This window comes from Alteribacillus iranensis (assembly GCF_900113025.1).
Taxonomy (GTDB): Bacteria; Bacillota; Bacilli; order Bacillales; family Marinococcaceae; genus Alteribacillus_A; species Alteribacillus_A iranensis.
The window spans coordinates 133,777-148,996 of the sequence record NZ_FONT01000002.1; the positions used below are offsets into that span (position 1 = coordinate 133,777).

At 42.9% G+C, this 15,220-nt stretch carries 10 protein-coding genes and 1 pseudogene; 3 read left to right on the top strand and 8 right to left on the bottom strand.

The genetic code is table 11. The features are described from left to right. Positions 1-16: 16 nt before the first annotated feature. Positions 17-1,315, bottom strand: coding sequence for an ArgE/DapE family deacylase (locus tag BM095_RS04755; RefSeq protein ID WP_245757813.1), 1,299 nt, complete (start codon positions 1,313-1,315; stop codon positions 17-19). A 30-nt stretch (positions 1,316-1,345) separates the two neighbouring features. Next, entirely contained in the window at positions 1,346-2,938 is a 1,593-nt protein-coding gene (locus BM095_RS04760; RefSeq protein ID WP_091658259.1) for a sodium:solute symporter family protein, read from the bottom strand. A gap of 286 nt (positions 2,939-3,224) precedes the next feature. Between BM095_RS04760 and BM095_RS16870 the strand changes: the two genes are divergently transcribed. Both BM095_RS16870 and BM095_RS04765 read left to right on the top strand, forming a co-directional pair. Further along, the gene (locus tag BM095_RS16870) at positions 3,225-3,701 is read left to right on the top strand and encodes a PAS domain-containing protein (protein ID WP_322787594.1); all 477 of its coding nucleotides are present in this window, start codon (positions 3,225-3,227) and stop codon (positions 3,699-3,701) included. A gap of 90 nt (positions 3,702-3,791) precedes the next feature. After that, entirely contained in the window at positions 3,792-4,763 is a 972-nt protein-coding gene (locus BM095_RS04765; protein ID WP_322787595.1) for a sigma-54 interaction domain-containing protein, read from the top strand. A gap of 617 nt (positions 4,764-5,380) precedes the next feature. Here BM095_RS04765 and BM095_RS04770 read toward each other — a convergent pair. The 6 genes and pseudogenes from BM095_RS04770 to BM095_RS16750 all read right to left on the bottom strand — a co-directional run. Continuing rightward, entirely contained in the window at positions 5,381-5,749 is a 369-nt protein-coding gene (locus BM095_RS04770; protein ID WP_091658262.1) for a hypothetical protein, read from the bottom strand. A gap of 23 nt (positions 5,750-5,772) precedes the next feature. After that, positions 5,773-9,180 carry a flagellin N-terminal helical domain-containing protein gene (locus tag BM095_RS16820; RefSeq protein WP_281243862.1) on the bottom strand — a complete coding sequence of 1,136 codons (3,408 nt, stop codon included), beginning with the start codon at positions 9,178-9,180 and terminating at the stop codon, positions 5,773-5,775. A gap of 729 nt (positions 9,181-9,909) precedes the next feature. Next, positions 9,910-10,155, bottom strand: coding sequence for a hypothetical protein (locus BM095_RS04780; RefSeq protein WP_091658266.1), 246 nt, complete (start codon positions 10,153-10,155; stop codon positions 9,910-9,912). Further along, positions 10,143-10,469, bottom strand: a complete 327-nt coding sequence (locus tag BM095_RS04785; protein ID WP_091658269.1) for a hypothetical protein — start codon at positions 10,467-10,469, stop codon at positions 10,143-10,145. The genes BM095_RS04780 and BM095_RS04785 overlap by 13 nt, the downstream gene beginning before the upstream one ends. 73 nt (positions 10,470-10,542) lie before the next feature. Then, positions 10,543-11,535 carry a flagellin gene (locus BM095_RS16745; protein WP_245757814.1) on the bottom strand — a complete coding sequence of 331 codons (993 nt, stop codon included), beginning with the start codon at positions 11,533-11,535 and terminating at the stop codon, positions 10,543-10,545. 322 nt (positions 11,536-11,857) lie between these two features. After that, positions 11,858-12,271: pseudogene (locus tag BM095_RS16750) on the bottom strand (flagellin N-terminal helical domain-containing protein); the annotation flags it as partial. Between the two features lie 438 nt (positions 12,272-12,709). On the opposite strand from BM095_RS16750, the gene BM095_RS04795 reads away from it, so the two are divergent. Then, a complete protein-coding gene (locus tag BM095_RS04795; protein WP_091658272.1) occupies positions 12,710-14,833 on the top strand; it encodes a methyl-accepting chemotaxis protein in 2,124 nt (707 codons plus the stop codon). Positions 14,834-15,220 lie beyond the last annotated feature (387 nt).

Genomic DNA, 15,220 nt, shown 5'->3' on the forward strand with positions numbered 1-15,220 from the left:
AATCATGACATAGCTATTATTTTTCTTCTTTTACAACTCCACACCAATTCACGAGAAAATCGGCATAGACTTTGGTGACGTTTTTGACGCTTTCGAGGTCGACCCATTCGTCGATGCCGTGCATGTTACCGCCGGTTGGTCCGTAGCATGTGCACGGGATGTCGTAATAGAGATTGAAGAAGCGAGCATCCGTGGTTGCGGTTAAGATTGAACGCTCTGGCGGTGTTTGAAGGACGGTTTCATGAGCGCTGTCAAGCACTTGGAAAAGCTCGGATTGATCATCAAGTGCGAATCCTTCAGCGTGGAAGCCGTAGAATGTAATTTCCGGCGGGCACTCACGGAGCCACTCGTCTTCTTTGGCCGCTTCTAACAACCACTCTTTTACGTTCGCTTTGATTTCGTCTGGATCCTGTCCTGGGTAGAAGCCGACGCGAGCTTCCAGTGTCGCTTCCGATGGAACATTGGATGGCCAGTCTCCCCCTTGGATTGTACCGATGTTGACATTGAGCGGATGCGGATGTTCCGCGAAGTCCGGATGCTTCGGTTCTTCATTAATGTGAGTCCGATATTTTTTGAGCGCGTCCATCATGACATACAATTTCTCGATTGCATTCACCGCTTCGCTGGCGCGTTCCGTGTGGGCGCCAAGTCCTTTCACTTTGACGCGCATCCACATGACACCGACTTGGGATTTGGTTGCTTTGTAGCCGAATGGTTCTGGAATGAGCGCTCCATCGGCCGTATAACCTTTTTCGAGAGCTGCAAGTGCGCCGTTTCCTGTACATTCTTCCTCAATGACAGTTTGCAGCATGAAGTCAGCGGCTGGGCGGTAGCCGGCTGCACGAACGGCTTTGTAAGCATAAATCATGGCCGCGACACCTGATTTCATGTCCTGGATTCCGCGTCCGTACATTTTCCCGTCCTTGATGGTGGATCCCCATGGATCATACGACCAAGCAGAAACCGGCTCCGGGCTCACGACATCGATATGTCCTTGGTATATAAGACTTTTTCCTTTTTTCACATCGGCTCCTGGTGCTTTCGCAACGACAACCGTACGACCGTCATAGCCCCATTCCGGTACGGAAAAGCCAGGATGGGAAGACAGCTCTTTCATATCGGGGACAAACTGATCGACATCGAGTTCCATTTCTTCAAAATGCTTAGCGAGGTAATTTTGAAGGGCTTGTTCATTCCCTAAGGTTGTAGGATAGCGTCCGATTTCCTGTAGAAATTCCACTTCTTCATCCCACAATTGATCGACTTGGTTAAAAATGTCTTCTGTTACTTGTGTATTTTTCACTGTTGTTTTCACAGTCTTCACTCCCTTTAGAAATTTCTCATATTACAGACCGATCATCATGAAGAAATAACCCCAAATCAAGGCTGCAATGAAGATGAAGGCAATCGATATTACCATCGTTTGCTTGTACTCTTTCTTCAACTTCGCCAACCCATTTTCTTGTGCCATGTATTGATTAATCGTAATATCGGCAAAGTTGGTTTGTTTCATTTCTTTATAGTAATTTAATTCATACTCATTTGGTTTCGTAAATAATGCAATCACTATAAGAGTCAATACTCCGACGGCAAATGAGATCATCAACGAATCAATATGAACAGGTAAAGAAATAATTTCTCTCCGTGCTAATTCATCCACTAAAATGAACGTGGCCGTACCGACAATCATACTGCCGATCGCCGCTTGACTGTTCATACGCTTCCATTCTAATCCTCCGACGACGGTTGGCAGCCAACCTACTCCGAAAATGGAACCGGCATAGATGGAAATCCAGTATATCGCTGAAGGGCGGGCAATCGCGATAAGACAGACGACCACGGCTACTATCACTTGTGCCCAGCGTCCGACGCGAAGACTTTGTTTTTCATCCATTTTTTCATCACGCATATGTTCATATAAGTCTCTTGCTAGTGCGAAACCAGTCAACACAAACAAAGTAGATGCGGTAGACATGATAGAAGCCATGAGACCGGCAAGACCGATTCCTCCAAGGAAAGACGGCACGTGATTTAAGAATCCAATGACCATGACATTGTCCGTATCTTGTATTCCTGGCTGAATAACTTGCATCGCACCAGCGGCAAGGAACACAATGAGCTGCATAAATGGCGCGAGAAACACACCAATGACGGCTGCTTTCAAAATAACGAAATCGTTTTTGGCTGGAAAAACCCTTGAAACCAATGCAGGGGTACAAGAAAAGAACAAAATCCAAACGAGAAACTGAGAAATCGACCAGCCTAACGGACGTTGTTCGGCTCCTCCGATCGTCCAATAATGCGGGATGGTTTCTTCAATCGCTTTCATATTATCAAAGCCTGCCGTTCCAATCAGCAAAGGTGCAATCACCGCCGATATCGCAAGCATGGTAAATAGCATAATCGTATCCGTTACGACCACACCGTACATGCCGCCAATCGCACAAAACACAAGCAATGCAACGGTAAATAAGATGATCATAAGAGGAAACGAAATGCCAGTAATCTCACTAAGGACTAATCCTGCACCAATTAATTGGATCACACCATAGCCCAGCAGGCCAATGATCATAATAATAATGGCAATAACACTTACTGTTCTGTTATTAAAACGTTTTTCAAAAAAGTCCGGCATCGTTTGGCAGCCAAGCGCTTTCATTTTTCTGCCTATATATACGACTGCCAAGAGCGTTCCTATCCAAGCACCGAATGACCCAAGTGCCGCAATAACCAATGGTCCTTCGGAGTAAGACTGACCAGAAATACCAAGTAACGTTACCGCGCTTAAATACGTGGCAGCTAATGTACCAACGATTAAAAGCGTCGTTCCTTTCTCCCCCATGACATAGAAATCTGCTTTATTTTTGATAAGCCTGGCAACAAGGCCGCCGGCAATCACATAAACCGCGATGACAATAAAAAACACTGCCGTTGTCATGTGACTCTCTCCCCCATTTCTTATCTAATTTATATGTCGTTTCTCTTCGCCATTACGACTCTCTTCTTCTTGTTCAAGCTTACGAATAACAGGTAGTCTTTCTAAGTATCCAAATGACTACGATCGAAGAGATGAAAGTCGTTAGAAAAGCATTAAGGAATAATATAAAGACATCGACGTTCACTACTTTTACCTCCCTTCACTAATCATTTTTGAAATCGTTGTCATTACTAATTGCAAAAACTGTGCCAACTTTAATAATTGAAAATGGGAGAAAAGTGCGGCGTTGACGAAAGAAGGAACGTCGTATAAAATGAAATATTATTCGAACGAACCATTTTTGATTCGAGTGAATGTCATTTGGTTCACTCAAGAAAGAGATAAAGAAGGAATTGAACCATTTCAGATTCAATGTTTGTATGATTGGTGGGAGAATATGGGTATTGACATCATAAAAGGTAATAAATTTGTTCAAAAAATTTTCAATGTCTTGAATGATGGGTTATATTTCTCAGACAGAAACGGAACGACCATTTGGATTAATGACAAAAGTGAAGAGATTTTAAGCAAAAAAAGAGAGGAATTAGTGGGACGCAACGTGAGGGACTTGGAAAAGGAAGGTGTCATGAACCCTTCCATTACACGGCTCGTATTAGAATCAGGAAAGCCAGTCACAACGGTACAATCGTCCACGAGAAACCGACAATATCTCGTATCCGGCCATAAAATCGACCTGGATGGAGAGACACTCGTGATTGTGTAATCCCGCGATATTACCAACAATATCGCGACCACCCTTCAACTACAGCAAACTGAACAATTGCTGCAAAAATACAGCCAGGAAGTAAGAAAAATGCAAGTTCACCAAAAAGAGGCAGAGGAAGGAAATTTCATCGGAAAGGGACCGACCTACCGCTATATAGCAGACTTAATTGATAAAGTGGCGGAAGTCGATACAACGGTTCTCATTACCGGAGAAACAGGTGTCGGAAAAAATGTCATAGCGGAGCGCATTCATGACGTGAGCGCGCGCCATGAAAAACCATTTATTCACGTCAATTGCGGAGCGATCCCAGAAACATTGATAGAGTCAGAGTTATTCGGGTATACCGGTAGGGCATTTACAGGAGCGTCAGCCAGCGGAAAAACAGGAATGGTCCAGCTTGCCGACAAAGGCACCCTCTTTCTCGATGAAATCGGGGAACTCCCTCTTCATTTACAACCGAAATTGTTGCAGCTCCTTCAAAATAAAACCTTTCTCCCTGTAGGAGATACGACGGTTCGTCAGGTGGACACCCGCATTGTCGCCGCCACCAACAAAGACTTAAAACAAAAAGTCGCCGATGGAGAATTTCGGGAAGACTTATACTACCGGCTCAACGTGTTACCGATCCACGTACCAGCCTTGCGAGAACGAAAGGAAGACGTCTTCCCCTTGCTGCAAGCCAATCTCGACCGTTTCAACAAAAGACATAAGAAGTCCAAGCAATTCTCCGGCCCCGTACTTGACCACCTGCAGCAGTACGGCTGGCCCGGCAACATCCGAGAGCTAGAAAATGTCGTAGAACGACTCGTCATCACAAGCGGTGACGACGTGATTGAAGAGAACGACCTCCCTGAAGACGTAAAAAAGGAACAAGAAGACAAATCAAACATGCAGATCGACTTCAATGAGACGTTGCCAGACATGATCGAACAACTCGAACGAAAAGCCATCACTCAAATGTACGAAAAACATCAATCCACCCGCAAAGCAGCCAAAGCCCTCGGCATCAGCCAATCCGCCTTCATGCGCCGCTGGCATAAGTACAAAGAAGAGGGGTGAGACAAAACCTAGTAAACAAAGAAGTCTTCAATATTGAGGCTTTTTCATGAAAGGGTGGATTGTACAAAAATACATTCGCTTGCACCACAGGCACAAGGGCGACATCAGTTCAAGCGGCACTACGCTTGCTTTCACTGTGTCTTCTTAGCCGCGGGCGTAGAAGCCCTTCTATTGCTTCGACGCACAGGAAGTGCTAGTGTCGGCGTTGGCCACAGGACGGACTTCCGCAGGATGCAGTGACTTCTACGTTGCAAACAGGACGTTTGCGGTCTTAGTAGAAGTTCATTTATCTTAGCCGACGTCCCGCAGGCGTCTCACCTGATCGCCATCAACCAGGTAATAGAAAAAATCGCCTCTTTCGCTATAATGCAGGTAACCCTACAAACTTTATAGAAAGAGGAGATTTTTATGAGTAACCAAATGGTCAGTTTCCAAGATTTATACCATGAATCAATTCTATCTTCCCATGGATTTTTCAGTTATGATACCGAAGGATTATGTTGCTCGTGTCGTCAGTTACATGAACAATGACAACCATTTTATTTTAGGGGTTTTGAGACAACCTCTATCTTCCAATATACAGCGGAGCTTGGAGTACCTCCCCTAACCTTGACATTTTATGAGAGAATATAGGGCTGAAAAGCTGTTTCTAAATTTTGTTGAAGCGATGTGGTTTGGGGAAGCAGTGTAAATTGAATGATTTCTTGCACCTTCCCATATTGCTTCCTCTCATACGCAGTAACAGTAACTTCCAAAGCGTTTCGGACACGTTGAAGATGGTTGTCCAGATCTTGTTGAGACAACTCCTCCATCACCGGCTGAATCGCTCCTTCCACACTCGAAAATGCCGTCACAATATCCTCAAACAAAAACATGGTGCTCTCCATTTTACCCTCGCTGAATAAGGATTGGATGTGTTGTAATCCTTCTATCATCGTATCGGTTAACTCTACCGACTGTTTCATGACATGTATATGTTTCTCCATTGTATCACTTCTCTCTATACCTATTATTTAAGCAATTGTAGTACAGATTGCGCCTGCTGGTTCGCCTGGACAATCATCGATTGAGTGGTCTGGGAAAGAAGGTTGGCACGTGTCATTTTCATTATTTCTTTTGCCATATCGACATCTCGTATTTGGCTTTCTGACTGACTCGTTGTTTCCGCTACTGTATCCGCTACACTTTTCATCGCTTCCATTCGATTCTGAGCTGCCCCAATACTGCTTCGTTCTCCATTTACAAAGGTTAAGGCCTCATCAATAACCCCCAGGCTTTGCTGAGCTGTATCTACCGAAGTGACACAAAGCTGGTCTGTATCCAACAACAAATTATTAAAAGAAGCAATGTCCACTTGGTATTGATCTCCTTGGCCCGCACCTACTTGGTACGTATATGAGTTGGATTCATAGCCAGTAACATGACGTATACGATAGTCAACTTCAATGCTATTGTCCCCAAGCTGCAAATTCACTAGTTCATCATGGATATCAATTTTTCCTCCTGCTAATGAGAATTGGTCAGTGGCGAGGGTTTCTCCATTTAATTTCACTTCGATGGCATCCGGATCTACTTCAGAAAATAAATGAGATACGTTATTTTTCTCACAATCGACTTTCATGTCCATGGTCATCGGTGAGATATCGAGGGGGACATCGGTGGAATCATGATAAAAAACTTCCATCTCTGTTCTAGACAGTGAAGGCGTTACATTCGGCCGGGCATCTCCTACTAATTTTACATTATTTTCATTTACCTGATAGCCATGACCATTTTTGACCTCAGGAACGTCCTCGCCATTCCACTCTACTTTATATACCTGCGCTCCAGGTGGTACGCTCATTTCAATTGCATTCTGCCGAAGAGTATAAAACCTGTAATCACCAGCGTTGTCTGCGTTCGTTGGTCTGTAATCTCCGTGAAGTGACAACTTTCCTGTGCCAATATCAAGCGTGAAACCACTTTCTTCATCATAAGGGATTTCCACGCCTTTGTATGTCACGACCGCTGATACCGGTCCATCCTCTTCACCTAGGCCATAGTTCAGCGTATCGGTTGGAACGCGGAAATCATACGTGTCAGGTCGCAATACAACACGTGGGTTTTCATAAACGTATTCAACCCGAACATTCGTCGTCCCGCTGTTTGAAGCATCAGGCCTCGCATCTCCGTATATTTCGATTCGTTCTGTAGCCGAGTTATAAACATAGCCGTTTTGTTTTGTTGGATCGTAGTCAATGGTAACACCATCCACTTTTACATCAAAGGTCGATGGGATGTTGTCATCCTCCACTCCATACGTCTCCGGTGTCCGCATCAGGTCCACTTCTACGACTTCATCCTGCCGACTGATACTTCCTGCTGCCGTCATTCGTATTTCATAAGTATCATTCACATCCGGGCGATGATCACCATAAAGTTCAATAACATTCGAATCCTCATTATATTGAAAACCATTCACATAAGAATAAGGCACCCGTTCCGTTCCATTTTTCAATACGACGATAGAAGAAGGGCCATTACCATCTAAGTTATATACTTCGGGATAGGTGCTTCCAAGAGAAATGCCGTATACCTCTTCCGTCGTTAAATAATCTTGACGATCTCTTACATATTCATATCTAACTTCTTCACCTGCCGCCACATCAGGACGTGCATTCCCATGTAGACTGATTTCTCCAGAAGTCGAGTTAAATGTATAACCATCCGTATCACTATATTCAACTTCTGTACCTCCTACATACACACGCAGGGAACGAGGTCCGTCCGGCTCATCAAGATTATATGTATCAATATCAGAAGGGATATCATAGGAATGGATGCCGTTCCGCCCATCCATATCACGAAGATATTCTACTGTTACCGATTCATTGTGTGCCGGCCTCCAGCTGCCGTAGAATTCAACTTGGCCGCTGCCCGTATTAACATATACCCCATCTGCCGTCGTTGGGTCGGTCGGAACCGTGTCCAATAAGTCTTCACGTGATACCTCCCTTCCTCCTACCATAATACGAAGGCTGCGTGGCCCATCTGAACCATCCATGTTGTAGATCTCTGCACTACTTGAAAGTGAAGTTACATGAGCCTCGGGTTTGGGATTAGAAGAAGAAACATAGGATACGTGATAATAATCCTGCGCGTCATCTATTGGTTCATTACCAATGACCGCTTTGTCATGAAATGTAATATCTCGTCCGCTAACTGTGTAATATCCTCCATCAGGAGGACTACCGTTTCCATCCCAGTATGTCAGAACTTCTTTACCACTGTCTGTATGTTTTTCAACTTGTAAAGATGTCTCCCCCGTATTCATCCGATACAAGTCTGGTGTATCTTGAAGAGTGATTGTATTATTTTCTGGAGGTAGGTTCAACCGGTCATTGGTAGTGATAAGCTGTTCAGTGCCTGTAATCTCTCTGGTATTAAGATCCAAGTCTACTCTTTGTAGGTTGCCGTCGGAATCTGAGTAAACGAAAGATGTCTGATTGGAGCCATCAATACGTGGAGAGAAACTGTACCCCCTATTAGAGTCGGTTGAAGAATTGTAGGAAAAATGAGAGATCGTACTCCAATAGCCACTTGCTGTTCTCTCTTGCAAGCGTAGAGTATCACCACTTTGACTCAGCCTCACCGTATTATTGTCCGTGTAGACCTGCTGACCTCTGGAGGCAAGACCTGTTGTATTTTCCTTAGGATCTGCGCTTCCATCTGCAGCCACCACATACTCTCCTCCGTCCCGAGTGGATTGAAAAATGATCGATTTCCCATCATTACTCCAACGTGGTTCATGATCCACCACGGTTGAAACTTTATAGGAAAATGGTGCATCAGTAGAGGAAAGTGTAGATGGACGAGTCACCCCTCGTTCATTACTCGTAACTACTTCTCTCTGGCTACTATTCCAGCCAACTTTATTATAGTCCGTTACCAAACTATGACTTTGACTTACAGAACCAACGTGAGATACGATGGACGCTGACCGTTCCTCATATGCGTAAGTCGCTTCCTCTGTATTCGAAAGTACCTGCTGGGTATTAAATTCTGTATGTAAAATCGTATTTCGTATTCCTTGATTTAATTGTTTAATTTCTTCATCGATAAGCTGGCGGTCTCGGGAGGTCAACGTATCGTTCGAAGCCTGTACAGTCAACTCCCTCATTCTCTGAAGCATTTCTGATATCTCTTCCATACCACCTTCCGCTGCCTGCAGCATCGAAGCACCATCCTGTATATTCCGAGATGCCTGTTCAGCCCCGCGGATTAATGCTCTCATCTTTTCACTAATGGCAAGCCCTGCCGCATCGTCCGCTGCACGAGTAATCTGTAGTCCAGACCCCAACTTGGCAAACGACTGATTTAACTGCAGTTGATTTTTCCGTTGCTGACCAATCATCAGTCCCGCAGGTCGAATATTCATACCCATCACCTTATTTCCAAAACCTTTTCTTTTCTAGAATCTCATCTATACCTTTATTATCGGCATAAGGAGATGACGTTTTAACAATGTTTTCCATATAATAAATGCAAATCGTTTAGGATGGCAAACTTCATCACATCTCATGGATGTACGAGGCTAGAATTCAATCTTCCAACACTCAAGTATAAATAGCAGTTGGTTGCGCCTTCGTGTCTAGTGCAAGCAAAACCATTTTCTCTCTATCTGAATCTACTTAAAATGGTTTTAGCAAATTGTACGTATTTTCTGAAGACTTGATCTTTCGTTCTTTGTACAACACGCTTGGCTCCCTGACCATTTTGAGAGAGACGATGTTTACCCTCTTGACTGGTTTTGTTTTTTCTTCATAACATCTGTGAATGGCATTTGTAACTGTCCTCTGTAAGCATACTTTTTCATTTTCTATTCCTCCTAAAACGAAAATAGCCCCTACTCCGATGATCAAAGTAGAGGCTTAAGTCGTTTGATTCTTGAACATCTAGTGTTCATAGAACAAGTGTACGTTCTATTATTATAATATATGCTTCAAGGTAGAGGTGATGCGGGTTTAGGGGGAAATGTCTTTTTAGTGCAGGGTACTAGTTACTGCCATATGGGCTTTCGGGGTAGTGTGGAATTATCTCGTTTTTCCCAAAAGTGCATTTAGTGGAGTTAGAAACAGACCTTGGACCTCCAATCCACTTCTTAATTCTACTTCACCAAACATTTTTTTGCTTTATTTATTACAGAACTTGCAAAACTCAAAACTTCATCTTCCTTCCATGCTAGAGTTCCTGTTCTAACTATCACATACAGTAAACCGTTCTTCATTTCATATTTATCATGAGTCACTTTATTTCTTGCAAGGCGAAGTGTTTCAAATTCGTAACTACCTTTGAACCAGTCAATCATTTCTTCTTTTGAGTAAAACGGATAGACTTTGGTTATTTTATCCATTTTATTTTTATACACTTCTCAATGTGTTCTTGTTTAGACTTCTTCTTGTTATTATTATTAATTAATACTATATGAAACAGCTCCCCATATATTTTTTGAGCAAAAACAAATATTGCAGGGATAACACTAGAACGATACTTAATAATTGCTTCCTGTTGGTCCTTCAATGAAAAAGTATCATGAATCTCTACTTCAATTACGCCTTCACCAATTACCATACCAGGTTTTTCATCTCTCGGTAATGCTAACATTTTTTCTAAGAGCCATATGTCAGTATAGTACAACTCACTAAACTGCTTAAATTTTCTATTCATCATGCACTCCTAATATCAAGTTAAAAAGAGACCCTAGCAATGCTAGAGCCCCCTCTCAATATGAATAATAATATTATCCAAGTAATTGTAATACGGATTGTGGCTTTTGGTTAGCCTGTGCAAGCATTGATTGAGACGCTTGAGAAAGGATGTTTGTACGTGTCATTTCCATCATTTCTTTCGCCATATCAACGTCACGGATACGTGATTCTGCTGCTGTTAAGTTCTCAGAAGCATTTCCTAAGTTAGAGATTGTGTGCTCTAAGCGGTTTTGGAATGCACCAAGATTAGAACGTTGTGAAGATACTTTTTCAATTGCATTGTTAATAGTTTCAATAGCTGCTGTTGCACTTTCATGGGTTGATACATCAAGTGCAGCTTCTCTAGTAACATTATCAGTACCATTTGTAACATTATTATTATTAACAAATCCCTCTGAACCTGCTTCAGCAGTTACACCAAGTGCTTTAGCTCTCATATCGCCAATTTCAATTGTCATACTTTGGTCTTTATTAGCCCCTACTTGGAATGTTGCTGTAAATTCTTCTTGAATTCCACCATCTGCTGTAGTAATTTCATTACCAGCTAATCCACCTTGAGCTGCTGTAACTTTCAAATCATCATCTACACCATCATTTTCTAAAACTACACCATCAATTTTTGCTTGGCTTACAATTGCATCAGTTACGTTTGCCTTACTTGCAGCTCCACCTATATCAATTCCTTGTGCATCACCTTGGTAAGCACCTTTTGAAGCATCATAAAATTCTAAAGCTTCTCCATTAATTGTTATACCTTTTCCAACTAAATCATCTACACTAGTAAATGCTGGCATAGTAAGTGTTCCAGTAGCCTGTGTTGCAGCTGTAGTAGAACCCTCGTCAGCCGTACCAAGATTTGCAATTGTGCTAGTACTATCAAATACTTCAGTTCCAGTTTCAGAAAAAGCCGAAATATCGCCTTTTTCGCCTTCAAAATCTCCTCCTTTGACTGCTGAAATTGTAATTGAGTCTCCACCACCTGAAACAATGAAGTTACCTTTTAATTCCTCATTCGAATCAATCATTGATTGAAAGCCTTCTCTCATTGATTGAGCAGTTTCAGCTTTTGATTGATCGGCATCAATATTTACATCAGCGGTGGTATTTGTTCCACCTGACTGGACATTATAAACCTCATTAGAGTTTTCACCCGCTGTATTCTGTGCTTTAAAGTTTTAATGTTAGAGTTTGACCATTGATTGTAATTGATGCAGTACTTGTAGCATCAGCACCTTGAGCCACAGTCCCTGTAACAGTTGCTTCAGTAGTCGATCTTTCTGCTCCACCTGATAGTTTGCCAAGAGAGGCTGCATCAATACCAATTCCTTCTAATTTAACTCCTCCATCACCTTTTAATAACTTTTGTGTATTGAACTCAGTAGTATTACCAATACGGTTAATCTCAGAAGAAAGTTGGTTCATTTCTTTTTGAATTTCTTCACGATCCACTTCTACATTAGTATCGTTCGATGCTTGTGTCGCAAGTTCGCGCATACGTTGTAAAATATTGTGCGTTTCTTGTAATGAACCCTCAGCGGTTTGAATCATAGAAATACCATCTTGAGAGTTACGAGACGCTTGATCTAGCCCTCGAACTTGTGCACGCATTTTCTCAGAGATTGCCAGCCCTGCTGCATCGTCTCCTGCTTTGTTAATACGAAGACCTGAAGATAACTTCTCCATTGAGTTTTGGTTTGCCTGGTTGTTGATTCCCATCTGACGATACGTGTTCAACGCTGGGATATTGTTGTTGATAATCATACTAAATAACCTCCAAATGTTTTGTTTTTACTTGCTCCACGTCCTTGTGTTACAAGTGTTCTATTCAAATCTCAAAGGCTTTCTTTGAGGATTTGACAAAGTAATAAATGCTTGAAGTCTTTGGAGTCTCTATTGAAGGGTATGTATGCTCCTTCTCATCGCGCGAGTGTGAGTCTCGTTGGACTTCTTTTTTGAAAGCAATGTTTTGTTCTTGCTTCACTTCTTATATCGGTGGTTCCTTCCATCTTTTTAGTCGTTTTCCTATTTTTTCTTTGATATTTTTTGTCTCTACCTCCCCTTTATTTACGAAGGTTGAAAAATTAAAAATTTTGTCTCAAATGCCGATATTTCTATTATTAGGTCTTTGTTATCATCATAGAATCAGATCTCACTAGTACATAGGACCAATTTTTCAATCTGTTAACGGAGGCGGACATAGTGAAAAATCTGCAATCAAGAATGTTGGTGTTCCTTCTACTTCCTACCCTTCTCTTCTTTATTGGAATGGTAGCGTACGTGTCTACGACTGTGTATGACATGGCCCACACTAGTGCGGAAGAGACGTTGGAAGCTCACGGGGAGTCCCTGGCAGGCGACATTCAGTTGGAACTGGAGAAGAATTTGCGTGCCGTAGAAACGATATCTCATTCATTCGAAGGAATGATTGAAGATGGGGAGAGCCCTGCACGTGAAGAGGCCAATGCGGCTTTACGGAAGCTTCTTTCAGAAAACGCTACCGTGTTAACGGCTTGGATGTTTTGGGAAGAAGACGCGTTTGACGGGAAAGATGAAGAGTTTGTAAACGTAGAGGGCCATGATGAGACCGGGCGATTTCTTCCGGTATGGTCCATGACAGAGGGCGACGCTTTTCTAGTAGAACCGGTCATTGGGTATGACGACACAAACGATGATACCCACCATAATCTTCATCACGTGTTAGAAACAGGGGAAAGCTCCATATTTGAGCCTTTTCTATATGAAGTGAATGGGACCGATGAATTGATTACTTCTATTGCGGTGCCTGTTATCGTAGATGGAACAACTGTTGGAATGACAGGGGTGGACATTGCCTTAGAATCGTTACATCAATACGTGAGTGACTTTTCGTTTTATGACACTGGCTTTGCCGGCTTATTATCGAATGAAGGAAAAGTCATTTCTCACCAGGATGACAGTTTGTTAGACACGGTATATTTTGAAAGTTCAATGGAAAATGAGTCCGCTGGTGACGCGGTAAGTGCCGCTGTGCAAACCGGGGAAGTAGCAAATATCGAATCGTTTTCGAATACATTGGAAAAAGAAGTCTATCAATTATTTACTCCAGTCACGATTGATGGCGTTAGCACACCTTGGAGCGCTTTTGTCACAGCTCCTATGAATGAAGTCGCGGAGGATGCGAGGAACCTTACCATCACGATTGTAATGGTAAGTGCTGTTGTGATTATTGTTCTTGCTGTCATTATATTCATGGTGACCAGAAACATTGTAAAACCAATCCGTCAAAGCGTAGAGCACGGAAAAGAGATGGCAGCCGGAGATTTCTCAAGGAGCATGAGAAATAAAAACATGAACCGCCAAGATGAAATCGGAGACCTTACCCGAATTTTCGCCTCCATTGGGGAGAATATGCGAGAATTAATTGGCAGCGTCCAAGACAGTACAGAAAGGCTTGCGGAATCGTCCGTATCCATGGATGAAGGAGCGAAGCAATCCACGGCGGCAGCCAACGAAGTCGCTTCCTCTATCGAAGAAGTGTCTCGTTCATCAGAAAACCAACTGCAAGGAGCAGAAGGAAACGCGAAATCCATGGAAGAGATGACACAAGGAGTACAGCGCGTGGCGGACACAGCGTCTACTGTATCAGACGCAGCAAACGAAATGAATAAAACCGCCCAATCCGGCCAGGAAACGGTCCAGCAAGCCATTCAACAGATGGGACGCATTCAGAACGAAACACAAGAATCAAAAACGGTTATTCAACAACTACAAACAGGCGCCGGCAAAATTGGAAGCATCGTTTCTGTCATTACCGACATTTCCGAACAAACCAATTTGCTCGCTTTAAATGCGGCCATTGAAGCAGCTCGAGCAGGAGAGTCCGGGAAAGGCTTCGCTGTTGTCGCGGACGAAGTACGTAAATTAGCAGATGAAACGAAAGATTCGGCGGCTAATATCTCCCAACTCATAGACGGGATTCAGTCCGATACGAATCAAGCCAGTGACTTTATGAATACGAATGCCACCGAGGTAGACAAAGGCATCGACAGCATAGAAGAAGTAGGACAATCCTTTGACCAAATCACAAACACGATTCAACGCGTCGTTACCGAAATTGAAGGATTATCCGCTGTTGCCGAAGAAATGTCAGCTGTATCAGAGGAAATTTCTGCGGAGTCCCAACAAATCGCAAGCAGCACAGAAGCTTCTTCCGGACATGCCCAACAAGTAGCTGCCGCAGCTGAACAGCAGCTCGCATCCATGGAAGAAATGACAGAAACGTCCAAATCACTGAACGCCATGGCGCAAGAATTACGTGAGATGTTAAATAGGTTTAAAGTATAAACATATATCTCCACATATCTCCACCCAACCGACCTTGTTCAAACAAGGTCGGTTTTCTATATACCAGTCTTTAATGAAGCCACAATGCTTCGGTGATTCAGACATCAGCATATTTTGTTACCGTATCAAACAGACTTTGTTGGTGAGCGTTCTGAGAACCGCCTCCCCCTGCAGCTTTCTTCTACAGTACAGGTGGAAGCGCCCTCGAGCCGACGGTACTCTATGTATTTACAAAATCAACTCCTAAATTAAGCTTACACGGTAAGACTTAAATTTCTTATTTTAGTGGTGTAAAAAAGTCTTGTTCTCTATCGCTGGTTAATGATATTCACGGGTATATAACACTTCTTCTTACACCCTTTATATCCCACTACGTTCAGTTAAAAC